This window comes from Actinomadura madurae (assembly GCF_900115095.1).
GTDB classification, from domain to species: Bacteria; Actinomycetota; Actinomycetes; order Streptosporangiales; family Streptosporangiaceae; genus Spirillospora; species Spirillospora madurae.
This window is the reverse complement of the sequence record NZ_FOVH01000003.1, coordinates 52,067-74,260: the sequence shown is the minus strand read 5'-3', so window position 1 is coordinate 74,260 and position 22,194 is coordinate 52,067. Positions and strand designations below refer to the sequence as shown.

19 protein-coding genes are annotated in these 22,194 nt (G+C 73.8%); 10 read left to right on the top strand and 9 right to left on the bottom strand.

What is annotated here, in order from left to right; translation table 11 throughout:
* The first annotated feature begins 6 nt into the window (after window positions 1-6).
* Window positions 7-4,515 carry an FtsK/SpoIIIE domain-containing protein gene (locus BM339_RS09950; protein ID WP_075020672.1) on the top strand — a complete coding sequence of 1,503 codons (4,509 nt, stop codon included), beginning with the start codon at window positions 7-9 and terminating at the stop codon, window positions 4,513-4,515.
* A gap of 108 nt (window positions 4,516-4,623) precedes the next feature.
* On the opposite strand, the gene BM339_RS09945 is transcribed toward BM339_RS09950, so the two are convergent.
* The gene (locus BM339_RS09945) at window positions 4,624-4,893 is read right to left on the bottom strand and encodes a WXG100 family type VII secretion target (RefSeq protein WP_021599788.1); all 270 of its coding nucleotides are present in this window, start codon (window positions 4,891-4,893) and stop codon (window positions 4,624-4,626) included.
* 155 nt (window positions 4,894-5,048) lie between these two features.
* Window positions 5,049-5,876, bottom strand: coding sequence for a hypothetical protein (locus BM339_RS09940; RefSeq protein ID WP_235206523.1), 828 nt, complete (start codon window positions 5,874-5,876; stop codon window positions 5,049-5,051).
* A 171-nt stretch (window positions 5,877-6,047) separates the two neighbouring features.
* Here BM339_RS09940 and BM339_RS09935 point away from each other — a divergent pair, with 171 nt between their 5' ends.
* The 3 genes from BM339_RS09935 to BM339_RS09925 all read left to right on the top strand — a co-directional run bounded on the left by BM339_RS09935 (window position 6,048) and on the right by BM339_RS09925 (window position 9,610).
* Window positions 6,048-7,811 carry an acetyl/propionyl/methylcrotonyl-CoA carboxylase subunit alpha gene (locus tag BM339_RS09935; protein WP_075020936.1) on the top strand — a complete coding sequence of 588 codons (1,764 nt, stop codon included), beginning with the start codon at window positions 6,048-6,050 and terminating at the stop codon, window positions 7,809-7,811.
* 101 nt (window positions 7,812-7,912) lie between these two features.
* Window positions 7,913-9,283: a hypothetical protein gene (locus tag BM339_RS09930; protein ID WP_177287661.1), complete on the top strand. Its 1,371-nt coding sequence runs from the start codon at window positions 7,913-7,915 to the stop codon at window positions 9,281-9,283.
* 9 nt (window positions 9,284-9,292) lie between these two features.
* Entirely contained in the window at window positions 9,293-9,610 is a 318-nt protein-coding gene (locus BM339_RS09925; protein WP_024936134.1) for a DUF5313 family protein, read from the top strand.
* Here BM339_RS09925 and BM339_RS09920 read toward each other — a convergent pair.
* Window positions 9,546-10,232 carry an SPFH domain-containing protein gene (locus BM339_RS09920; RefSeq protein WP_177287660.1) on the bottom strand — a complete coding sequence of 229 codons (687 nt, stop codon included), beginning with the start codon at window positions 10,230-10,232 and terminating at the stop codon, window positions 9,546-9,548. The two genes, BM339_RS09925 and BM339_RS09920, sit on opposite strands and share 65 nt — an antisense overlap.
* A gap of 158 nt (window positions 10,233-10,390) precedes the next feature.
* Between BM339_RS09920 and BM339_RS09915 the strand changes: the two genes are divergently transcribed.
* Window positions 10,391-11,365, top strand: a complete 975-nt coding sequence (locus BM339_RS09915) for a HAMP domain-containing sensor histidine kinase (RefSeq protein WP_021597754.1) — start codon at window positions 10,391-10,393, stop codon at window positions 11,363-11,365.
* 16 nt (window positions 11,366-11,381) lie between these two features.
* Here BM339_RS09915 and BM339_RS09910 read toward each other — a convergent pair whose 3' ends face one another.
* Window positions 11,382-12,041, bottom strand: coding sequence for a response regulator (locus BM339_RS09910; protein ID WP_075020670.1), 660 nt, complete (start codon window positions 12,039-12,041; stop codon window positions 11,382-11,384).
* 313 nt (window positions 12,042-12,354) lie between these two features.
* On the opposite strand from BM339_RS09910, the gene BM339_RS09905 reads away from it, so the two are divergent.
* Together BM339_RS09905 and BM339_RS09900 are read left to right on the top strand one after the other, a co-directional pair.
* Entirely contained in the window at window positions 12,355-12,813 is a 459-nt protein-coding gene (locus BM339_RS09905) for a CBS domain-containing protein (protein WP_021597752.1), read from the top strand.
* 64 nt (window positions 12,814-12,877) lie between these two features.
* Entirely contained in the window at window positions 12,878-14,161 is a 1,284-nt protein-coding gene (locus BM339_RS09900; protein WP_021597751.1) for an ArsB/NhaD family transporter, read from the top strand.
* Between the two features lie 35 nt (window positions 14,162-14,196).
* Here BM339_RS09900 and BM339_RS09895 read toward each other — a convergent pair whose 3' ends face one another.
* Window positions 14,197-15,582: an NAD(P)H-quinone dehydrogenase gene (locus tag BM339_RS09895; RefSeq protein ID WP_021597750.1), complete on the bottom strand. Its 1,386-nt coding sequence runs from the start codon at window positions 15,580-15,582 to the stop codon at window positions 14,197-14,199.
* Window positions 15,583-15,707: 125 nt separating this feature from the next.
* Between BM339_RS09895 and BM339_RS09890 the strand changes: the two genes are divergently transcribed.
* From BM339_RS09890 to BM339_RS09880, 3 genes are read left to right on the top strand one after another with little or no spacing between them, the layout of a single operon-like run.
* A complete protein-coding gene (locus BM339_RS09890; protein ID WP_024936136.1) occupies window positions 15,708-16,160 on the top strand; it encodes a gamma-glutamylcyclotransferase family protein in 453 nt (150 codons plus the stop codon).
* A gap of 41 nt (window positions 16,161-16,201) precedes the next feature.
* Window positions 16,202-17,002 (top strand): purine-nucleoside phosphorylase, encoded by an 801-nt coding sequence (locus BM339_RS09885; RefSeq protein ID WP_021597748.1) that lies wholly within the window; start codon window positions 16,202-16,204, stop codon window positions 17,000-17,002.
* Window positions 16,999-18,627 carry a phospho-sugar mutase gene (locus BM339_RS09880; protein ID WP_075020669.1) on the top strand — a complete coding sequence of 543 codons (1,629 nt, stop codon included), beginning with the start codon at window positions 16,999-17,001 and terminating at the stop codon, window positions 18,625-18,627. Before BM339_RS09885 ends, BM339_RS09880 begins: the two co-directional genes overlap by 4 nt.
* On the opposite strand, the gene BM339_RS09875 is transcribed toward BM339_RS09880, so the two are convergent.
* The 4 genes from BM339_RS09875 to BM339_RS09860 form a co-directional block, all read right to left on the bottom strand.
* Window positions 18,620-19,276, bottom strand: coding sequence for a PH domain-containing protein (locus BM339_RS09875; RefSeq protein WP_075020668.1), 657 nt, complete (start codon window positions 19,274-19,276; stop codon window positions 18,620-18,622). The genes BM339_RS09880 and BM339_RS09875 overlap by 8 nt on opposite strands.
* 7 nt (window positions 19,277-19,283) lie before the next feature.
* Window positions 19,284-20,375: an adenosine deaminase gene (locus tag BM339_RS09870; protein WP_075020667.1), complete on the bottom strand. Its 1,092-nt coding sequence runs from the start codon at window positions 20,373-20,375 to the stop codon at window positions 19,284-19,286.
* Between the two features lie 130 nt (window positions 20,376-20,505).
* Window positions 20,506-20,868: a cupin domain-containing protein gene (locus BM339_RS09865; RefSeq protein WP_021597744.1), complete on the bottom strand. Its 363-nt coding sequence runs from the start codon at window positions 20,866-20,868 to the stop codon at window positions 20,506-20,508.
* Between the two features lie 55 nt (window positions 20,869-20,923).
* Window positions 20,924-22,165 carry an MFS transporter gene (locus BM339_RS09860; RefSeq protein WP_075020666.1) on the bottom strand — a complete coding sequence of 414 codons (1,242 nt, stop codon included), beginning with the start codon at window positions 22,163-22,165 and terminating at the stop codon, window positions 20,924-20,926.
* Window positions 22,166-22,194: the final 29 nt, after the last annotated feature.

The following is a 22,194-nucleotide window of genomic DNA, read 5'->3' as shown; positions in this document are numbered from 1 at the left end:
GAGCGGATGCGGATCTCGTTCACTGCGCTCACCGGCTCGGGACCCCGCGATGTCGTGGTGAACGTCGACTCCGAGGTCACCGTCGAGGGGGTCGCCCGGTCGCTCGCCGCGCTGGACGGCCGCCCCCAGATCCCCGCCCCCCGCTTCTCCAAGGACGCCTTACTCTCCAGGGGCGCGCACAAGGCCCTCTGGATGGACGGCCGGATGCTCGACCCGCAGGCCCTCGCCGTGAAGGAGCTGCGGGACGGCGCCGTCGTCGCCGTCGAGCGGCGCGGCGCCGCCGCCACCGTCCTCGCCGAGCCGACCGGGCTGGTCGAGGTGCGCGTCGCCGGCGGCCCGGCGGCCGGGCCGGTGCACCGGCTCGGCCTCGGCGTCAGCACGATCGGCTCCGGGCGGGACGTGGACGTGACGCTGGACGACCCGTCCGTCCCGGCCCGCTCGCTGCGGGTCACGGTCGGCCGCGACGCCGTCCAGGTCGAGGCGTCCGCGATGACGATGCAGGGTGCCGCGACCCTGGACGGGACGCCGCTCGGCGCCAGGACGACCTGGCCGCCGGGCGCGCTGCTCTCGGTGGGATCCAGCGTCCTGGCCCTCGCCCCGAGCACCGCGCCCGACGCCCACCTGGAACCGCAGCCGGAGGGCGGCCTGGCGTTCAACCGGCCGCCCCGCCTCGCCCCGCCGCACCGCGTGCGGAGGCTGGAGGTCCCGAAACGCCCGGAACGGAACCCGCGGGAGCGGCTCCGGCTGTTCGGCGCGCTGCTGTTCTCGGCGTTCGGGCTCGCGATGGCGTTCGGCCTCGGCCAGTGGTGGTGGGCGCTGTTCGCGCTGGCCTGGCCGGTGATGACGCTCGGCGAGTGGATCGGCGACCGGATGCACGGCCGCAAGTCCTACAAGAGGTCGCTGAAGGAGTACCACCGCAGGGCCGGCGAGTTCGACGGCGAGGTCGACCGGCTGCGGCGCGAGGACGAGGCGGAGCGCCGCGCGCTGCACCCCGACCCCGCCGAGGTGCTGCTGACCGCGACCGGCCCGCGCCGGCGGCTGTGGGAGCGCCGCCGCGGCGACCCGGACGTCCTGCACCTGCGGGTGGGGCTCGCCGACCTGCCCGCCCGCATCGAGCTGACCGGCGACCTCGACGGGCACCTGGGCGGTTCGGGGGCGTCCCCGCACGCGGGCGGCTCCCGGGTCCCGATGGCTCGGCAGGTCCCGGTGGCGCTGCCGCTCGCCGACCTCGGCGTCGTCGGGCTGACCGGGCCGCGGCACGCCTCCCGGGCCCTGGCCCGCTGGATGGTCGCGCAGGCCGCCGCCCTGCACAGCCCCCGCGACCTCGCCATCGTCGTCCTGTCCGCGGACCGGGACGCCGGGGCCGAGTGGAACTGGGTGCGGTGGCTGCCGCACTGCGCGCCGCGCGAGGGCGAGGACTGCGTCGCGCTCGTCGGCACCGACCCCGAGTCGGCGGCCCATCGCGTCACCGAACTGGCCATGCGCGTCACCGAACGGCGGCGGGCGGCGCAGGCGGAGTCGTCGTTCTTCGGGAAGGGCGCCCGGCCCGTCGATTCCGTCCCGTACAACATCCTCGTCGTGCTGGACGGGGCCCGCGCGCTGCGCCGCATACCGGGGATGCCGATGCTCCTCGCCCGCGGCGCCGAGTACGGGCTCTACGCCATCTGCGTGGACGACGAGGAGCGCCTCCTTCCCGAGGAGTGCGGCGCGGTCGCCGCCTGGGACCCGCAGAAGCCCTCGACGGTGCGCCTCCAGGGGCAGGGGCTGGACGTCCTGGGCCCGGTGCTGGCCGACCAGGTGTCCGCCACCTGGACCGACCGGGTGGCGCGCGCGCTGGCCCCCGTCCGGGACGTCTCCCGCGAGGACGCCGAGGACTCGCTCCCCGCCGACGTGCGGCTCCTGGACGTCCTCGGCATGCCGGAACCGACCGCGGACCACGTCCTGCAGTCGTGGAACCGGACCGGCGGGCGGACGACCCGCGTCCCCATCGGCCTCGACTCCGGCGGACCCCACGAAGTAGACCTGCGCGTGGACGGCCCCCACGGCCTCATCGCGGGGACCACCGGCGCGGGCAAGTCGGAGCTGCTGCAGACGCTCATCGCGTCGCTCGCCGTGGCGAACCGCCCGGACGAGATGACGTTCGTCCTCATCGACTACAAGGGCGGCGCCGCGTTCAAGGACTGCGCCCGCCTCCCCCACACCGTCGGCATGGTCACCGACCTGGACGGCCACGCGACCGAGCGCGCCCTGGAATCGCTCGCCGCCGAGCTGCGCCGCCGCGAGGAGATCCTGCTCGACGCGGGCGCCAAGGACGTCGACGACTACGACGACCTGCGCCCCGCCGCCCCCGGGCTGCCGGCCATGCCGCGGCTCGTGCTCGTCATCGACGAGTTCGCCGCCATGGTCACCGAGCTGCCCGACTTCGTCGCCGGGCTGGTCGACATCGGGCGCCGCGGCCGGTCCCTCGGCGTCCACCTGATCCTCGCCACGCAGCGCCCGGCCGGCGTCGTGACCGCCGACATCCGCGCGAACACCAACCTGCGCATCGCGCTGCGCGTCACCGACCCGGACGAGTCCACCGACGTCCTCGACTCCCCCGAGGCCGCGCAGATCTCCAAGGCCACGCCGGGGCGCTGCTATATCCGCTCCGGCGCGTCGGCGCCGCATCCCGTCCAGTCGGCGCGGATCGGGGGCCGCCGCCCCGGCGCCGGGGCCGGCCCCGGCGGCCCGACCGTCCTGCCGCTGCCCTGGCAGGGCCTCGGCCACCCGCTGCCCACGCCCGGCGGGGGCGGGGCCGGCACCGCCGCCGAGACGCCGGCCACCGACCTCGGCGTCCTCGTCCAGGCCGTCGGCGAGGCCGCCCGCCGCGCCGGGATCGCCCGGCAGCCGTCGCCGTGGCTGAACCCGCTGCCCGAGCGGATCGCGCTGGCGCCCCGGACCGCCGCCGGGGGCTCGGTCGTGGACGTCCCGCCCGTCCCGTTCGGCGTCACCGACCTGCCTGCCGTCCAGTCTCGCGAGGAGCTCACCCTCGACCTCACCTCGGGCGGCCACCTGTACATCGCCGGGTCCGCCCAGTCGGGCCGCTCCACCGCGCTGCGCACCATCGCCGGGTCGCTCGCCGGCGCCTGCTCCCCCTACGACGCGCACCTGTACGCCATCGACTGCGGGGCGAACGCGCTGCTGCCACTGGTGTCGCTGCCGCACTGCGGCGCCGCCGTCACCCGGGACCAGCTCGACCGCTGCGAGCGGCTCCTCACCGCGCTGACCGCCGAGGTCGCCCGCCGCCAGCAGCTGCTCGCCGAGGCGGGCTTCGCGTCGCTGGCCGAGCAGCGCGCCGCCGTCGCCGCCACCGACCGCCTCCCGTGGATGGTGCTGCTGCTCGACCGCTGGGAGGGGTTCCTCGGCGCGTTCGAGCACTACGACTACGGCCGCCTCGTCGACCAGGTCGTCCGGCTCCTGCGCGAGGGCGCCGCCGCCGGCCTGCGCGCGGTGTTCACCGGCGACCGCTCCGGGCTGGGCGGCCAGGTGTCCACGGTCTTCGACCGGCGGCTCATCCTCCGCATGGCCGACCCGAACGACTACGGCTACGGCGGCCTCCAGGACAGGCAGGTCCCCGCCGCGATGCCGCCGGGCCGTGCCCTGGAGCCCGGCGCGCCAGGTGCGCCCCCGCGCGAGTCGCAGATCGCCCTCCTCGGGGACGACCCGTCCGGGACGGCACAGGTGACCGTCCTGCAGGAGATCGCCCGCGGCTGCGTGGCGCGCTACGGCCGGCTCCCGCGCCGCCGGCGTCCCCTGCACGTGGACGAGCTGCCCGTCCGCGTCACCTACCGGGAGGCGATGTCGCTCGACGCCGAGTTCCTCGCCCCGTCCCCACTGTGGGCGCTGGTCGGCGTCGGCGGCGACACCCTCGCCCCGGTCGGCGTCGACCTGCTCGACGAGGGCCCCGGGTTCGCGGTCGCCGGGCCACCCCGCTCCGGCCGCTCCACCACGCTCCGCACGATCGTCCACTCCCTGCTCGACCCGGCGGTCGGCGGCGGGCTCGTCCCGGTCGTCCTCGTCACGCCGCGCCGGTCGCCGCTGCGCCTGCTGTCCGGCCGCCCGGGGGTGCTCGGCCTGCTGACGTCGGACTCCGGCGCCGACGACCTCGCCGAGGCCGTCGGGGACGAGCACCGCTTCGCGGTCGTGGTGGACGACGCCGAGCTCCTCGACGAGACCGAGCTGGACGACGCGCTCCGGGACGTCCTGCGCACCGCCAGGGACGGCGAGCACGCCGTCGTCATCGGCGGCACCACCGACGACCTGGGCCGCGGCTACCGGGGCTTCCTGTCGGACACGCGCCGGTCGCGCTCCGGCGTCCTGCTGTCGGTCGAGTCGCCGGACGACGGGGACCTGTTCGGGCTCCGCCTGCCGCGCAACGCCCCGCTCGGTGGCCCCACCGGCCGGGGCCTGTTCGTGGCGGCGGGGGTCACGACCCAGATCCAGGTCGCCCTGCCGCCGCCGGTCTCCGCCGACTGACGCGGGCCTGCCGACCGACGCGGAGCCGTGCGGGCGATCGCCCGCCTGACATGGGTGCGGGTCCCGGCCTCGGGGGGATGGGCCGGGACCCGCGGTCCGTGGGAGGCGTCAGCGGGTGGCGGCCTCGATGTTCTGCTGGGACTTGCGGATGTCCTGGCCGCCCTGCTCCAGGGCGATGGCCATCTTGTCGAACGCGGTCTTGGCCTCGGCCCAGGCGGCGCGGAAACGGTCGGCGCTCGGGCCCCACCAGACGGCGTTGCTGCTCACGGTGCGGCCGTTCAGGTCCTTGATCAGGGCGTCCAGGTTGCGGGAGTGCTTGCTGAAGATGCGGGACAGTTCTTCGAGTTCACCCAGGTTGGCACCGCGCTTGTCGCCCATCGCCCCGGCCCTTTCGTCGCTGATCGGTGGAACGTTTTCAGCTCGCGGACAATGGCGCCAGCTTACGCCTCACCGATCACGTTTATCCAGCGAAACGACCATAATGACAGCCCGTCAAGCGGATTTCAGAGGCGTGTCGAATGCGGGAAAGCGCCTCAGCGCCCGTCGTCGACCGGGTCGTTCACCGGGTGCGCGCCCGGGTCCAGCACGCGCTCGCCGACCAGGGTGATCTGCTCGCCCCGGGTGCGGAACACGAACCGGCGCCGCACGGACTGGGTGACCTTGCCGCTGCCGTAGCGCATCTCGGTGTGCTCCACCGCCTCCAGGGTGATGCGGTCCCCGGTCCGGAAGGCGTGCCCCCCGTCCAGGCTGGTGCGGGCACCGGTGTAGGCGGGACCGCCCTCGACGGGGGCGCGGCTGCGGGCCTCCAGCTCCCGGACGGCGCTCTCCTGCGACCGGACGAGCCGCGGGGAGATCCGCACCCCCTGGATCTCGGTGGGGGCGTCGCCGCGGTCGCGGTCGCCCTTCTGCACGAGGGCCTGGGAGCGGCGCTGGAGGTAGGCGCGCGCGGCGACGGTGAGCTGCTCGGTGACGTAGTCCTCCACGGGAGGGTTCTCCCTCCGCACCGTGGACGAGGGCGCCAGCAGGCAGGCGGCCAGGACGACCGCCAGGCCGGCGCACGGCCACGGGCGAACCATCGGCCTCTCCCGCTGATCATTGGCGAGCAGATTCGAGCCGAGAGTACACCTGCCGAACCGGTCCGCCGCCATCGTCTCGTGACAGCGCTCCTCCCATTCGGGTCGCCGTCCGGAATGGACGGCGACCGTTTGCCGGCCGATCTCGGCGAGCAGGTCTGCGGCCGCGTCCCGGGAGACCTCCCGGAGCGTCTTCAGCTCCTTGGTCCTCGCGCAGGTCGGGCACTTGCCGTACCCGTCCCGGCGGGGCTTGTTCCCTTGAGCACCTTCCCTTGAGCGCGGCGGCACGGCGGTGACGATCGCCGTACGCCTGCGGGACGCCCTCAGCCCCCGGCTCAGCGGACCGTCCTGCCTGCGACCTCCCGCTATGTGGGACGGGGAGCCCGATAAGGAGGGGCTTACGAAATCCTGGAACGGCCGTTATCTAGACTGCCTGCGAGGTTGAAGGAGGAGACCCACGTGCGCAAAGTCCTGATCGCCAACCGCGGTGAGATCGCGGTCCGTATCGCCCGTGCCTGCCGCGACGCGGGGCTGGCCAGCGTGGCGGTGTACGCCGAGCCCGATCTGGAGGCGCTGCACGTTCGGGTCGCCGACGAGGCGTTCGCCCTCGGCGGGCGGACTGCGGCCGAGAGCTACCTGGACATCGGGAAGCTGCTGAAGATCGCCGCCGAGTCCGGCGCGGACGCCGTCCACCCCGGCTACGGGTTCCTGGCCGAGAACGCCGACTTCGCCACCGCCGTGGAGAACGCCGGCCTGACCTGGATCGGCCCGCCGCCCGCGGCGATCACCGCGCTCGGCGACAAGGTGCAGGCCCGGCACATCGCGCAGAAGGTCGGCGCGCCGCTGGTCGCCGGGACCAGGGACCCGGTGTCCGGCGCGGACGAGGTGGTCGCGTTCGCCGAGGAGCACGGCCTGCCCATCGCGATCAAGGCGGCGTTCGGGGGCGGCGGGCGCGGCCTGAAGGTCGCCCGCGCGCTGGACGAGGTCGCCGAGCTGTACGAGTCCGCCGTCCGGGAGGCCGTGGGCGCGTTCGGGCGCGGCGAGTGCTTCGTCGAGCGGTACCTCGACAAGCCCCGGCACGTCGAGACCCAGTGCCTCGCCGACAAGCACGGCAACGTGGTCGTCGTCTCCACCCGCGACTGCTCGCTCCAGCGGCGCCACCAGAAGCTCGTCGAGGAGGCTCCGGCGCCCTACCTGTCGGACGAGCAGCTCGACCTGCTGTACGGCTCGTCCAAGGCCATCCTGAAGGAGGCCGGCTACGTCGGCGCCGGGACGTGCGAGTTCCTCGTCGGCCAGGACGGCACGATCTCCTTCCTGGAGGTCAACACCCGCCTCCAGGTCGAGCACCCGGTCACCGAGGAGGTCGCCGGGGTGGACCTCGTCCGGGAGATGTTCCGCATCGCCGACGGCGAGGAGCTCGGCTACGGCGACCCGGAGCTGCGCGGCCACTCGATCGAGTTCCGGCTGAACGCCGAGGACGCCGGACGCGGCTTCCTGCCCGCCGTCGGCACCCTGACCGGGTGGCGGCCCCCGACCGGGCCCGGGGTCCGGCTGGACGCCGGCTACGAGGCCGGGCAGACCGTCCCGCAGGAGTTCGACTCGCTGGTCGCCAAGCTGATCGTGACGGGCGCGACGCGCCGGCAGGCCGTCGAGCGGTCCCGCCGGGCGCTCGCCGAGTTCGTCATCGAGGGGATGCCGACCGTCCTGCCGTTCCACCGGGCGGTGCTGGACGACCCGGCGTTCGTCCCGGCGGACGACGCGGCGCCGTTCGCCGTCCACACCCGGTGGATCGAGACGGAGTTCGAGAACACGATCCCGCCGCACGAGGCGCCCGTGCCGGGCGAGGAGGAGCCGGGCGAGCGGGAGCGCGTCACCGTCGAGGTCGGCGGCCGGCGCATCGAGGTCGTGCTGCCCGCCGGGCTCGGCGCGTCCGCGGCGCCCGCCGGCCAGGACAGGCCCGCCCGGCGGCGCGGCGCGCGGAAGGGCGGCGGCGCGCAGGCGTCCGGCGACTCCCTGGTCAGCCCGATGCAGGGCACCATCGTCAAGATCGTCGTCGAGGACGGCGCGACCGTGGAGGCCGGCGACACCATCGTCGTGCTGGAGGCCATGAAGATGGAGCAGCCGCTCACCGCCCACAAGGCGGGGACGCTCACCGGGCTGTCCGCCGAGGTCGGCCAGACCGTCTCCGCCGGCGCGGTGATCTGCGACATCAAGGACTCCTGACCGGTCCGGCCCGGTCCCTGGGGGGCGGCACCCACGCATCGTCCGCGCAAATCCGTCCCGCGGACGACGCATCGGCGGGTCCACGTGGGCAGACTGGAGACATGAACACCGAGAACCGGGCCATCCGGGCGGCTCGCCGGGGCGCCGTCTCGGCGATCATCGCCGCCGTCGCCGCGCCGGCGTTCGCCCTTGCCGCCCCGGCGCAGGCCGCCCCAGCAGAGAGCACACCGGCCGCGCGGACCGTCGCGGCCCAGGCCGCGGCGCCCCGGGCCGCCGCCGACGACACGGTCGGGCAGATCGCGAAGGGGCTCATCGACTCGCGGCTGTACGTGACCAGCGGCGCCGGGAACGTGCTGTCCCCGGCCGACCAGAACGAGATCAAGACGACTCTCGGCGGCGACAGCGACGCCGACATCCGGGCCGTCGTGGTGCGCGACGGCGTCACCGGCGAGCAGGCCGGCCGGATGCTGCGGGCGGTCGCCGACCGCGTCGGCGAGGGCCAGACCTATGTCGCGGTCACCGCCGACGGCGGCCGCATGGCCGCGATCTCCAAGAAGCTCGACAGCCGGGAGATCAACCAGATCGTCACCCGGACCAACGGCGTGCCGCTCAAGCAGCGGCTGATCGACTTCTCGAACCTCACCGAGAAGAAGGTCGACGACCAGGCCCGGTCCAGCACGATCGGCATGTACGTGACGCTCGGCGTGCTCATCGCGCTGGCCGCGGTCGCCACGGGCTCGTTCCTCGTCGTCCGCAAGCGGCGGCAGGAGCGGGACGCGCGGCGCATGGAGGACCTCAAGGCCGGGGTGGAGGAGGACGTCACCCTCCTCGGCGAGGACATCGCCCGCCTCGACCTGAACGTCATGGACAAGGACCTCGAACCCGACACCCGCGCCGACTACGAGCGCGCGATGAACGCCTACGACCAGGCGAAATCGGCCACCGAACGCGCGGCCAGGCCCGAGGACATGCAGGACGTCACCACCGCGCTGGAGGAAGGCCGCTACTACATGACGGCGACCCGCGCCCGGCAGGCGGGCGAACCCGTCCCCGAGCGGCGCGCACCCTGCTTCTTCAACCCGCAGCACGGTCCGTCCGCCAAGGACGTCACGTGGGCGCCGCCCGGCGGCGTGGCCCGGTCCGTCCCGGCGTGCGCGGCGGACGCGGAGGCCGTCCTGCACGGGCACGACCCGGACATCCGGATGGTCCCCTACGACGGCGACCGGCGGCCGTACTGGAACGCCGGACCCGCCTACGCGCCCTACGCCGGCGGCTACTACTACGGCTACGGCGGGCTCGACCTGCTCAGCGGCATGATGATCGGCACCATGCTCGGCTCGATGATGGGCGGCTGGGGCGGCGGCTACGGCGACCCGTCGGGCGGCTTCGGCGGCGACGGCGGAGACGTCGGCGGCGGCTGGGACTTCGGCGGGGGCGACTTCGGCGGCGGCGGAGACTTCGGCGGCTTCTGAGGGGTTCGCGTGGCCCGGCTTCCCGGCGATCCGGGCCCGCTCCGGCGGGCCCGGTACGCGCTGGGGTTCCGGCTCCCGCCCGGCGATCTCGACTGGGTCCGGCACGACCTGACCGACGCCGGCTGGCGAGGCAGGCTCCTGCTGCGGCACCTGTACGTGATGGCGCCCGTCTGCCTGCTGCTGGCCCTCCTGCCGGGCCCGGTCTGGGTGCGCGTGGCGGTCCCCCTGCTCGCGCTCGCCGCCAGCACGCTCACCGTCGCGATCAGCTCGGACGACCTGCGCCGGTCCCGCCTGCACCGCCACGGCCTGCCGCCGCCCGGCCGGTAGGGGGCAGCCGCGGGGCGGGGGCGGCCGGCCGCGGGCCGGCGCGGACCGGGACCGCCGCGTCGGTGACGGAGACGAGCCGCGCGGCCACTCCCCAGGGCCGGACCGCCTCGCCGACGCGCCGGACCAGCTCCGGGTCGTCCCCGCCCGCCAGCAGGGACGGCAGGTCCGCCAGGTCCCGGTCCGCCATCACCCCGCGCAGCGCCGCCTCGGCGGCGGCCTGCACGGCGAAGGACGACACCGAAAAGGACGACACGGCCAAGGACGGCACGGCGGAGGACGGCGTCTCGGCGGACGCGGCGTAGGCCGCCGGGTCGTCGACCCGCAACTCGGCCAGCGCCTTGATCCGCACCGGCACGCCGTCCCTGGTCATCGCCCTGAACCAGAGGCCGTACGAGCGGGCCCCGGCGGGGACGCGCACGCCGGAGTCGGCGAGCGGCACCAGGTACCGCAGCCCGGGTTCGCGGACGCCGCGCGTCCGCCCGGACCGCCGGACGACCAGCCGTTCGTCCGGCTCGACCCGCCGCAGCCCGGAGGCCGCGACCGTGGCCGCCAGCAGCCCGAGGACGATGAGGAAGGCGGCGGGAAAGGCCGGCGGGCTCGCCTGTGCGGCGAGTGCGCCCATGATCCCCACCTCCTGCCTGCGCTCGCCTTCCACCATCGGCGAAGAGGCGGGGCGCCACCATCGGGCCGACACCCCATAACGGCGGACGGCCGTCATGCAGGCACTCCGCCGGGTGTCACGCATGGACAACACCGTCCCCGATGCGGTGACGTGGTCTCATGAGCAGGACACCCGCGTCGGCGCTGTACTGGCGCATCCTCGGCATCAACGGGCTGATCTTCGCGGTCGGCACGGCCGCGCTCGCCGTCGGGCCGGTGACCGTGTCGTCGCCGATCCTGCTGCGCGAGCTGCCCGTCCTCGCGATCGGGCTGGCGGTGATGATGGCGGCGAACGCGTTCCTTCTGCGCGCCAGCCTGGCGCCCCTGGAGGCCCTCACCGCGCTGATGGCGCGGATGAACTCGCTGCGCTCCGGCGACCGGCTCGCGAAGGGCGGGAACGGCGACCTGTTCCACCTCGTCGACCAGTTCAACGCGATGCTCGACCGGCTGGAGGCCGAGCGCAGCACCAGCACCGCCCTCGTGCTCGACGCGCAGGAGGCGGAGCGGAGCCGCATCGCCCAGGAGCTGCACGACGAGATCGGCCAGACCCTCACGGTGGTGCTGCTGGAGCTGAAGTCGGTGGTGAACCGGGCGCCGGAGGAGGTCGCCGAGGAGCTGCGGGGCGTCCAGGAGGTCGTCCGGTCGAGCCTGGACGAGGTGCGCCGCGTGGCCCGGCGGCTGCGCCCCGGCGTCCTGGACGACCTGGGCCTGGGCAGCGCGCTCACCGCCCTGGCCGCGGAGTTCTCCGGGACGGGCGGCCCGCACGTCACCCGCCGCGTCCACGCCGGACTGGAGGGGCTCGGCCCGGACGCCGAGCTGGTGATCTACCGGATCGCGCAGGAGGGCCTGACGAACGTGTGGCGGCACTCGGGCGCGCGGAACGCCGAGCTGTCGCTGACCCAGGACGCGGACGGCCGCGTGGTCCTGCGGGTGGTGGACGACGGTTCCGGCCCGCCCACCGAGGTGGGGTCGGGGATCCACGGGATGCGGGAGCGCGCGATGCTCATCGGCGCGCAGCTCACGATCGGGCCGGCGGACGGCGGCGGCACCGAGGTGAGGCTGGTCGTCCCGCCGCCCGGCGACCGCCGCGGCTGAGGCGCGCGGCCGAGGGTCAGGGCTCGACGAGCCCGACGCGGATCGCGTACTTCGCCAGCTCCAGCCGGTCGCGCATGCCGAGCTTGCCGAGGATGTTCGCGCGGTGCCGGTCGACGGTCTTGACGCTGATCGTCAGCAGCTCGGCGATCTGCTTGGAGGAGTACCCCTCCGCGATCAGCTTGATGATCTCCTCCTCGCGGGGGGTGAGGATGCCGTCGGGGCCGTCGCCGTCCCGGTCGCGGGCCAGGAACTCGCGGATCAGCACCGTGACGGCGGCCGGGTACAGGAACGGCTCGCCGCGCATCGCGGCCCGGACGGCGTGCAGCAGGTCGCGGTCGGCGACCGACTTCAGCACGTAGCCGGACGCGCCCGCCTTCAGCGCCTCGAACAGGTACTGCTCGTTGTCGTACATCGACAGGATCAGCGTCCGGACCGTGGGGAAGCGGCGGGAGATCTCCCGCGCCGCCTGCAGGCCCGTCATGCGCGGCATCGCGATGTCGAGGATCGCCAGGTCGACGCCGCCGTCGCCGAGCGCGTCGATCGCCTCCGCCCCGTCGGCGGCCTCCGCGACCACGGTCAGGTCGGGCTCGGCGTCCAGGATCAGGCGCAGCCCGCGCCGCACCAGCGCGTGATCGTCGGCCAGCAGTATCCGCGTGGCCGACTCCCGAGTGTGCACCCGATCACCTCCGGTCCCGCGTCTCCCGCGTCCATGGTAGGCGCGCGGCACCGGAAGGCGCCTCCGCCACCTGCGGATACATGATCCACACCGCCGATATGGGGGTCGCACCCGATATAGGCGAGCGGCCCGCACGCAAAGACTGGACAGCGTACGCGAAAGGGGCGGACGCATGGCACAGCGAATGAGCGGCGGGCACCGTCACCCGCCCGTAACGCCGCGGAGGCCGTCTTGCGACGGGGCCGCCCCCGGCGTTAGAAGGAGGCACCTATCAGTCACGAGAACCAGGCTTTCCGGAAGCCGAAGGGACGACATGCAAGCGCGGGACATCGCCATACAGGTGCCGACCGTGACCCGGGACGACTCGATCGCCCACGCGATACAGGTCATGGCGCTCGGCCGCCTGCCCGGCCTCATCGTCGTGGACGAGGCGCAGCGCCCCGAGGTCGTGCTGCCCGGCACGCAGGTGCTGCGGCTGGCGGTGCCGGTCGCCTACCAGGAGGATCCTGCGCTGACCCGCACCGTGGACGAGGCGCACGCGGACGTCTTCTGGCACGAGATCCGCGACAGGAAAGTGGGCGACTGCCTCGACAAGCACACTCCCCGCCCCGTCATCGTCAGATCGTCCGCGACGCTGCTGGAACTCGCCACGGTGATGGCGCGGCAGCGCAGCCCGCTGGTCGCGGTGGTGGACGACGCCGGGCTCCTCACCGGCGCCGTCATCCTCGACCGGCTGCTGTCGGCACTGGCTTTGTCCGGCCCCGAGGGCTGACGGACGCGCCGCCAGGCGGCGCGCGACCGGGAGACCCGCCCTGTCCACGACCGGGGGACCCGGGATGACGGCGGTGGCGGCGCTCGCCATCTTCGTCGTCGCGTTCTTCTTCATCGCGACCGAGAAGGCCGACAAGGTCAAGGTCGTCCTGATCGCGGCCGGCGCGATGACGGTGCTCGGGCTCGCCCCCGGCGCCGAGGTGTTCTTCTCCGAGCACGACGGGATCGACTGGAACGTCATCTTCCTGCTGCTCGGCATGATGATCATCGTCGGGATCATCAAGGGCACCGGGCTGTTCGACTACCTGGCGATCTGGGCGGCCAAGCGCTCGAAGGGCCGGCCGTACCGGCTGCTGGTGATGCTCATGGCCATCACCGCGGTCGCCTCCCCGTTCCTGGACAACGTCACCACGATCATGCTGGTGGCTCCGGTGACGGTGGTGGTCTGCAACCGGCTGCGCATCCCGGCCCATCCGTACCTGATCGCCGAGGTGCTGGCGTCCAACATCGGCGGCGCGTCGACGCTGATCGGCGACCCGCCGAACATCATCATCGCCAGCCGGGCGGGGCTGACGTTCAACGACTTCCTCGTCCACATGGCACCGATCGTGGTGCTCGTCTTCATCGCCTTCGTGCTGCTGGCGCGGGTGCTGTTCCGCAAGTCGTTCACGTACGACGAGCGGTACGTCGCCGAGGTGATGTCGCTGGACGAGCGCAAGGCGATCACGGACCCGGCGCTGCTCGTCCGGTGCCTGGTCGTGCTCGGCCTGGTCATCGTCGCGTTCACGCTGCACTCGGTGCTGCACCTGGAGCCGGCGATCGTGGCGCTGGTCGGCGCGGGCGTGATGCTGCTGGTGTCGCGGGTCGAGGTCGCCGACGTCCTGCGGGAGGTCGAATGGTCCGTGCTGGTGTTCTTCATGGGCCTGTTCGTGATGGTGGCGGGCCTCGGGCACACGGGCGTCATCGAGGCGATCGGCACCTGGGCGGCGGAGACGATCGGCGACAACCACTTCGTCGCCGCGACCAGCCTGCTGTTCGGCTCCGCCGTCCTCGGCGCGTTCTTCGACAACATCCCCTACGCGGCGACGATGGCGCCGATCGTGGAGGGGATGGCCGCGGGCGCGCCGGACGCGCGCACCGCCGAGGCGCTGTGGTGGTCGTTCGCGCTGGGCGCCGACTTCGGCGGCAACGGGACGGCCGTCGCCGCGAGCGCCAACGTCGTCGCGATCGGCATCGCCGCCAGGACCGGCCACCCGATCAGCTTCTGGCAGTTCACCCGCTACGGCATCATCGTCACGGTGCTGAGCACGCTGATGGCGTGGGTGTACGTGGCCCTGCGCTACTTCTAGCGCGGCGCCATGGTCGACAACGGCCGGGCGCGCCTCTAGTAGGCGTGCTCGGCCATCAGCCGCCGCGACGCCTCGGTGATGCTGCCCGACAGCGACGGGTACACCGCGAACGTGTACGCCAGCTGGTCGACGGTGAGGTGCTGCTGGACGGCGATCGACACGCCCAGGATCAGCTCGCTCGCCCGCGGCGCCACGATGACGCCGCCGAGGACGATCCCCGTGGACGGGCGGCAGAACAGCTTGACGAAACCGTCCTCGAAGCCCTGCATCTTGGCCCGCGCGTTGGTGAACAGCGGCAGCATGACCGTCCGGGCGTTGACGTCCCCGGAGTCGACCATGTGCTGCGTGACGCCGACCGACGCGACCTCGGGGTCGGTGAAGATGTTGGAGGCGACCCAGCCCAGCTTGAGCGGCTGGACGGCCTCGCCGAGCGCGTGCCACATCGCGATGCGCCCCTGCATGCCGGCGACCGACGCCAGCATCAGCACGCCCGTGCAGTCGCCCGAGGCGTAGATGTTCGGGACGGACGTCCGCGACACCTTGTCGACCTCCACGAAGCCGCGGGCGTCGCAGCGCACGCCGACCTCCTCCAGGCCGATCCCGGTGGTGTTCGGGACCATTCCGACGGTCATGAGGCAGTGCGTGCCCTCGACCTTCGTCCCGTCCTCCAGAGTGACGATCACGCCGTTGCCGGACCGCTCCACCCCCGCGGCCCGGGACCGCGACATGACGTTCATCCCGCGCCGCAGGAACACCTCCTGCAGGACGGCGGCGGCGTCGGCGTCCTCGGTCGGCAGGATCCGGTCCCGCGAGGACACCAGCGTGACCCGCGAGCCCAGGGACAGGTAGGCCCCGGCGAGCTCGGCGCCCGTCACGCCGGACCCGACCACGATCAGCTCCTCGGGCAGCTCCGGCAGGTCGTACAGCTGCCGCCAGTTCAGGATGCGCTCGCCGTCCGGCTCGGCGCCGGGCAGCACGCGCGGCGTCGCGCCGGTGGCGAGCAGCACGGTGTCGGCGCGCAGGCGGCGGTCGCCGACCGCGACGACGTGCGGCTCCACCAGCCGCGCCTCACCACGGACGATCTTGACCTCCTCGTAGGCGAGCCGTTCGGCGACGTCGAACGACTGGGCCCGCGCGAGGTCCTTCACGCGCTTGTTGACCTCGGCCATGTCGGCCTCCAGGGCGCCGACGATGCCGTCCGGGCCGCCGTTGAAGCGCAGCCCGAGCCCCGCGGACTCCGACATGACCGCCATCCGGGTCGAGGTGGCGATGAGCGTCTTGGAGGGCACGCAGTCGGTGAGCACGCAGGCGCCGCCCGGACCGTCCCGTTCCACGACGGTCACGTCGGCGCCGAGCTGTGCGGCGACGAGCGCGGCCTCGTACCCGCCCGGGCCTCCTCCGATGATCACGATACGGGTCACATCTTCCATTCTTTCCTACTCACGGCAGTGAAAAGTCCGGTACCGGACCGGTTCGCCCGCCCGCCCCCGTCCCGGTCGGGGCAACCCCGCCCCCCGCGCACGCCGGTGGGTTAGCCTTGGCCAACGTGGCACTGTACGCGGCGTACGCCTCCAACATGGACCCCGAGCAGATGGCGAGCCGGGCTCCGCACTCCCCCATGCGCGGCACCGGCTGGCTGGCCGGCTGGCGGCTGACCTTCGGCGGCCAGGACAAGGGCTGGGACGGCGCCCTCGCGACGGTCGTCGAGGACGACTCCGAGCAGGTGTTCGTCGTCCTGTACGACGTGCCCGCCTGGGACGAGAAGGAGCTCGACGCCTGGGAGGGCGCCGCGCTCGACGTCTACCGCAAGATCCGGGTCCGGGTGCAGACGCTCGACGGCGACGCGCTGTGCTGGCTCTACGTCCTGGACGACTACGAGGGCGGGCTGCCGTCCGCGCGCTACCTCGGCATCCTCGCCGACGCCGCGGAGAAGGCCGGCGCGCCCGACGACTACGTCAAGGACCTGCGCACCCGCCCGTGCAGGTCGCTCGGCGACTGAGCCCGGCGGGCCGTCCCGAGCGCGGCTGTAGTGTCGGCGATGTGAGCAACGACGCTTTTGCACTGGCGCGGGACGCGGCCGATGAGCTGCGCGCCCGCACGTCCTTCGACTCCTTCGACGCGGCCCTCGTCATGGGGTCCGGCTGGGTTCCGGCGGCCGACCGGCTGGGCGAGCCGGTCGCCGAGCTGACGGTGACCGAGCTGCCCGGGTTCGCTCCCCCCGCCGTGGAGGGCCACGCCGGGCGGATCCGGGTCGTCGAGACCGGCGGGCGCCGCGCGCTGGTGTTCCTCGGCCGGACGCACCTGTACGAGGGACGCGGCGTCGACGCGGTCGTGCATCCCGTCCGGACGGCGCTGGCCGCGGGCGTGACGACGATGGTGCTCACCAACGCGGCGGGCGGGCTGCGGCCCGAGCACCAGCGGGTCGGCGACCCGGTGCTGATCTCCGACCACCTGAACCTGTCCGGGGCGAACCCGCTGACCGGCGCGACGTTCCTCGACCTGACCGAGGCGTACTCCAAGCGGCTGCGCGCGCTCGCCCGGGAGGTCGACCCGACGCTGTCGGAGGGCGTGTACGCGGCGTTCCGCGGCCCGACCTACGAGACGCCCGCCGAAATCCGGATGCTGCGCACGCTGGGCGCCGACATGATCGGCATGTCGACGGTGCTGGAGACGATCGCGGCCCGGCAGGGCGGCGCCGACGTGCTCGGCGTCTCGCTGGTCACCAACATCGCGGCCGGGCTGTCGGACGAGCCGCTCGACCACGAGGAGGTCCTCGCGGCGGGGCGGGCGTCCGCCGGCCGCATGGGCACCCTGCTCGCCACCGTCCTCGCGAAGCTGTGAGCGACCTGCGGGCGCGGGCCGAGGAGTGGCTGGCGCAGGACCCCGACCCCGAGACCCGGGCCGAACTCCGGACGATCCTGGACGAGGGCGACGAGCAGGCGCTCGCCACCCGGTTCGGGGCGCGGCTGGAGTTCGGGACGGCCGGCCTGCGCGGCGAGCTGGGCGCCGGGCCGAACCGGATGAACCGGGTGACGGTGATGCGCGCCGCGGCCGGGCTCGCCGCGTGCCTGCCGCCCGGCGGCCGGGTGATCATCGGGTTCGACGCGCGGCACGGGTCGCGGCGGTTCGCCGACGACACCGCGGCGGTGCTCAGCGGGGCCGGGCTGCGCCCGGAGGTGTTCGCCGATCCGGTGCCGACGCCCGTCCTCGCCCACTTCACCCGGTCGTTCGACGACATCGTGGCGGGCGTGATGGTCACGGCCAGCCACAACCCGCCGCGCGACAACGGCTACAAGGTGTACTGGGCGGACGGGGCGCAGATCGTCCCGCCGGTGGACGCGGAGATCTCCGCCGCGATCGACGCGGTCGGCCGCGTGGACGAGCTGCCGCTCGGCGAGGGCCGGCCCGTCCACGCGGGCGCGGACCTGTACCTGGACGCGGTGTCGTCGCTGAAGCTCGGCGGCGACCGCGGTATCTCGATCGTGTACACGCCGATGCACGGCGTCGGGCGGGACGTGCTGCTCGCGGCGTTCGAGCGGGCCGGCTTCCCCGCGCCGGTCGTCGTCCCCGAGCAGGCCGACCCCGATCCCGACTTCCCGACCGTGGCGTTCCCGAACCCGGAGGAGCCGGGCGCGCTGGACCTGGCGCTGCGCCTCGCCGAGGCCCGCGGCGCCGACCTGGTGATCGCCAACGACCCGGACGCGGACCGCTGCGCGGTCGCCGTCCCCGGGCCGGACGGCTGGCGGGCGCTGACCGGCGACGAGATCGGCGGGCTGCTGGCCGAGCACGTCCTGCGGCACACCACCGGCGACGACCGGCTGGTCGTCACGACGATCGTGTCGTCGTCGCTGCTGCGCTCGATCGCCGCCGCGCACCGGGTGCGGTCCGCCGAGTCGCTGACCGGTTTCAAGTGGATCATGCGGGCAGGTGGCCCGGACCACCGGCTGGTGTTCGGGTACGAGGAGGCGCTCGGCTACAGCGTCGGCGACGACCGGGGCGTGCTCGTCAACGACAAGGACGGCATCGGCGCCGCGCTCGCCGTCGCCGCGCTCGCCGCGGACGCGAAGCGGGACGGGCGCACGCTGCTCGACCTGTTGGACGCGCAGGCCCGCCGGTACGGGCTGCACGCGACGTCGCAGCTGTCGGTCCGGGTGGACGACCTGTCGCTGATCACCGCCGCGATGGCCCGGCTGCGCGCCGCTCCCCCGCGCGAGCTGGGCGGGCGTCCCGTCGAGTCGTTCGACGACCTCGCGGAGCCGTCGGGCGGGCTCCCGGCGACCGACGGGCTGCGGTTCCGCCTGGCGGGCGGGTCGCGGGTGGTGATCCGGCCGTCGGGGACGGAGCCGAAGCTGAAGTGCTACCTGGAGGTCGTCCTGCCCGTCGACGAGGACGTCGCCGCGGTCCGGGCGCGCGCCGCCGCCGGCCTGGACGCCCTGCGCGCGGACCTCTCGGCGATGCTCAGCTGACGAGCCCCACGATCACCAGCACGATCAGCACGGCCAGCGGGACGGCCAGCGCCGCCACCGCCGGAACCGACCAGCGGACGGTCCCCCGGGCGGGCTTCCCGGCGGCCGCCTCGGCCTTCGCCCTGGCCGCCTTGTCGGGGGCGCCGGACCGGGCCTTCGGTCGCCGCCGGTCCTTCAGCTCGTTCAGCTGCTGCGCCGCGTAGGTCGTCGGCGTCCGTCCCCGCAGGTCGAGGTTCCGGCCCTGGTTCTTCCGGGCCTCCTTCTCCGCCCGCGCCTCGGCCTTGGCCTGGGCGCGCGGCGACGTCTGGAGCACCCAGGCGCGCGCCTCCAGCTCCACGCCGTCCGGGCCGGCGAACGTCACGGTCACCGCGTTGCGGCCCTCGATCCTGCGCACCGCGCCCCACGGCACCCGGACGTCGCGCAGCGGGTTGCGGACCGTGACCCCGTCGTCGTCCCCGGCGATCAGCGGGCGCAGCCCGACGGTGTAGGCGATGCCGCAGCCGAACAGCAGCAGGAAGGCGATCACGGCCGTCGTCAGCGAGTAGTCGGGGTCACCGGTGAAGCCGACGAAGATGTCCGCGAAGTTCAGCACGGCGAACACGAACCACGCGTAGGCGGCGACGCGTCCTCCGGTGGAGCGAATGGTCATGGCCCGATCATGCCAGGGGCCGGGCGCCGCTCCATTTGAGCTGCGCGAAACCGGGCTTGATCACCCCGTTGATCAGTTCGAGCCGCTCGTTGAACGGCGCGAACGCCGACTTCATCGCGTTCACCGTGAACCACTGCAGGTCGTCCCATCCGTAGCCGAACGCGTCGGCGAGCTTCGCGAACTCCTCCGACAGCGTCGTGCCGCTCATCAGCCGGTTGTCGGTGTTGACCGTGACGCGGAAGCTCAGCCGCCGCAGCAGCCCGATCGGGTGCTCCGCGATCGACTTCGCCGCGCCCGTCTGGATGTTGGACGTCGGGCACATCTCCAGCGGGATCCGCTTGTCGCGCACGTAGTCGGCGAGCCGGCCGAGCCGCGGCTCGTCCCCGTCCACCTCGATGTCGTCGATGATGCGGACGCCGTGCCCGAGCCGGTCGGCGCCGCACCACTGGATCGCCTGCCAGATCGACGGCAGCCCGAACCCCTCGCCCGCGTGGATGGTGAAGTGCGCGTTCTCCCGCTGCAGGTACTCGAACGCGTCCAGGTGGCGGGTGGGCGGGTACCCGGCCTCGGCGCCCGCGATGTCGAACCCGACGACGCCCGCGTCCCGGTACCGGACGGCCAGCTCCGCGATCTCCATGCTGCGCGCTTGGTGGCGCATCGCCGTGACGAGCGTCCCGACGCGGATGCCGAAGTCCTCGCGGCCCCGCGCGAACCCGTCCAGGACGGCCTCGACGACCTGTTCCAGCGACAGCCCGGCCCGCAGGTGCTGCTCGGGCGCGTACCGGACCTCCGCGTAGACGATGCCGTCCTTCGCGAGGTCCTCGGCGCACTCGTACGCCACCCGCGTGAGCGCCCCGACGGTCTGCATCACGCCGACGGTGTGGGAGAACGTCTCCAGGTACCGCTCCAGCGACCCCGAGTTGGACGCCTCCTCGAACCACGTCCGCAGCTCACCGGCGTCGGTCGCGGGCAGGTCCGCGTACCCGGACTCCCCCGCCAGGTCGATGACGGTGGCGGGCCGCACCCCGCCGTCGAGGTGGTCGTGCAGCAGCACCTTCGGCGCGCGCCGGATGTCCTCAAGAGTCGGCCGACTGTTCATTGTTGAAACCTACCCGCCCGCCTCCCGCCCGGCCTCGTCAACTCTCGCCAGACCGGAGCGCCGGGAGCGAGCGCCGCGGGGGCCGGGGGCACCCCTGTGTCCCCGGCCCCCGCGGTGCGGCCGGTGTCTCTCAGGAGCCGGGCGCCTTCGCGTACTCGCCGATGCCGCCGGCGAAGTCGAGCGCGACGCACGGCTCGTCGCCGACGACCCAGGCGTCGTGGCCGGGCGCTACGACGAACACGTCACCGGGGCCGACCTCGCCCTCGGCGCCGTCGCGGGTGAGGATGCGCATCCGGCCCGAGATGATGTAGCCGTTGTGGTGCACCTCGCAGAGGTCGGTCCCCGCGATGTCCTTGACCGATTCCGTCCAGCGCCATCCGGGCTCGAAGGTGGCCTTCCCGAAGACCAGGCCCGTGAGGTTGACGACCTCCAGGTGCCCCCGCGGGAAGTCGCGCCGCTCGTCCGGCTTCTCGATGCTCTTGATTTCCGGCATGATGGGTCCCCCTTTCACCATCGCTTCTCACGCTCGCACTGGGCTCTGACCTGCGTCAAGGCGTCGGGTCGAGGGCCGGCTCGCGCTCCGGCCGCGCCCGCGCGGCGCGGGGGAGCAGCAGCGGGGTCGCGAGGACGAGGACGCCCGCCCCCGCGATCGCGAGGCGGGGGCCGGTGAGGCCGGCCAGCACGCCCCACAGCGCGGTCAGGCCCGCCATCGTGAGCTTGCCGGTGACCGACCACGCGGACAGCACGCGCGCGACCCGGTCCGGCGGCGTCCGCTCCAGGCGGTGGGTGGCGAGCAGCGGGGTGAACACGCCGATGCAGGTGATCAGGCCGAACTCGACGGCGATGACCAGGGCGATCCCGGCGGCGCCGGGCTGGACGAAGGCGAGCCCGAGCAGCCAGCACGCGCGCAGGGACCCGGCGGCGAGCATGACCCGGCGCCGCCCGAACCGCGCGACGAGCGGGCCCGCCAGGCGCGACCCGATGAGGCCGCCGGCGCACGGGACCGCGAACGCCAGGGCGTACTGCCAGGGCGCGAAGCCGAGGCGGCCGAGCATCAGGACGGCCAGCACCGGCGCGGTCGCCATGATCAGCCCATTGACGAGGATCACGTTGAGGAAGAGCGGGCGCAGCACCGGATCGGTGAGGATGTGCCGCCACCCTTCGAGCAGGTCCCCGGCCCGCAGGTGGGTCCCGCGGGGCCGCGGACGCGGCTCCGTCCCGCCGATCGCGCGGATGCCCGCCGCCGACAGCAGGAAGCTGACCGCGTTGGCCGCCACGGTCGCCACCGGTCCGAACGCCCCGATCGCGGCTCCGCCGAGCGGCGGCCCGAGCATCGTCGCGGTCCACAGCGTCGACTCGAACCGCCCGTTGGCGGCGAGCAGGTCGTCCGGCCGGACGAGCGCCTTCAGGCAGGCGCCGCTCGCCGCCGTGAAGGCGATGTCGGCCGCGCCGACGAGGATCGACACAACCACGAGTTGGCCGAAGGTGAGCGCGCCGAACGCGTACGCGGCCGGGACGGTCAGCAGCGCGGCGCACCGGACGAGGTCCATGGCGATCATCACCGGCCGCTTGCGGCGCACCTCGATCCAGGGTCCGAGCGGCACCGCCAGGGCCGCCCCCACCAGCAGCCCCGCGGCGGCCAGCAGCGACACCCGGGCCGGTCCCGCGTCCAGCACCACGATGGCGATCAGGGGGAATGCGTCGAACGCGAGATACGTCCCGAACGTGCTCGTCGCGTAGGCCGCCCAGAGCCACCCGAACGGCCGTCCCAGCGACCGGCTTGTCCCCATAGGCCCGCGCACCCCTCCCCGCACCGACG

Coding starts and splice junctions, on each gene's coding strand:
- BM339_RS09950 (WP_075020672.1), top strand. CDS start 7: ATGCGGATCTCGTTCACTGCGCTCACCGGCTCGGGACCCCGCGATGTC.
- BM339_RS09945 (WP_021599788.1), bottom strand. CDS start 4,893: ATGGGCGACAAGCGCGGTGCCAACCTGGGTGAACTCGAAGAACTGTCC.
- BM339_RS09930 (WP_177287661.1), top strand. CDS start 7,913: ATGAACACCGAGAACCGGGCCATCCGGGCGGCTCGCCGGGGCGCCGTC.
- BM339_RS09920 (WP_177287660.1), bottom strand. CDS start 10,232: ATGGGCGCACTCGCCGCACAGGCGAGCCCGCCGGCCTTTCCCGCCGCC.
- BM339_RS09915 (WP_021597754.1), top strand. CDS start 10,391: ATGAGCAGGACACCCGCGTCGGCGCTGTACTGGCGCATCCTCGGCATC.
- BM339_RS09905 (WP_021597752.1), top strand. CDS start 12,355: ATGCAAGCGCGGGACATCGCCATACAGGTGCCGACCGTGACCCGGGAC.
- BM339_RS09900 (WP_021597751.1), top strand. CDS start 12,878: ATGACGGCGGTGGCGGCGCTCGCCATCTTCGTCGTCGCGTTCTTCTTC.
- BM339_RS09875 (WP_075020668.1), bottom strand. CDS start 19,276: ATGACCATTCGCTCCACCGGAGGACGCGTCGCCGCCTACGCGTGGTTC.
- BM339_RS09870 (WP_075020667.1), bottom strand. CDS start 20,375: ATGAACAGTCGGCCGACTCTTGAGGACATCCGGCGCGCGCCGAAGGTG.
- BM339_RS09865 (WP_021597744.1), bottom strand. CDS start 20,868: ATGCCGGAAATCAAGAGCATCGAGAAGCCGGACGAGCGGCGCGACTTC.
- BM339_RS09860 (WP_075020666.1), bottom strand. CDS start 22,165: ATGGGGACAAGCCGGTCGCTGGGACGGCCGTTCGGGTGGCTCTGGGCG.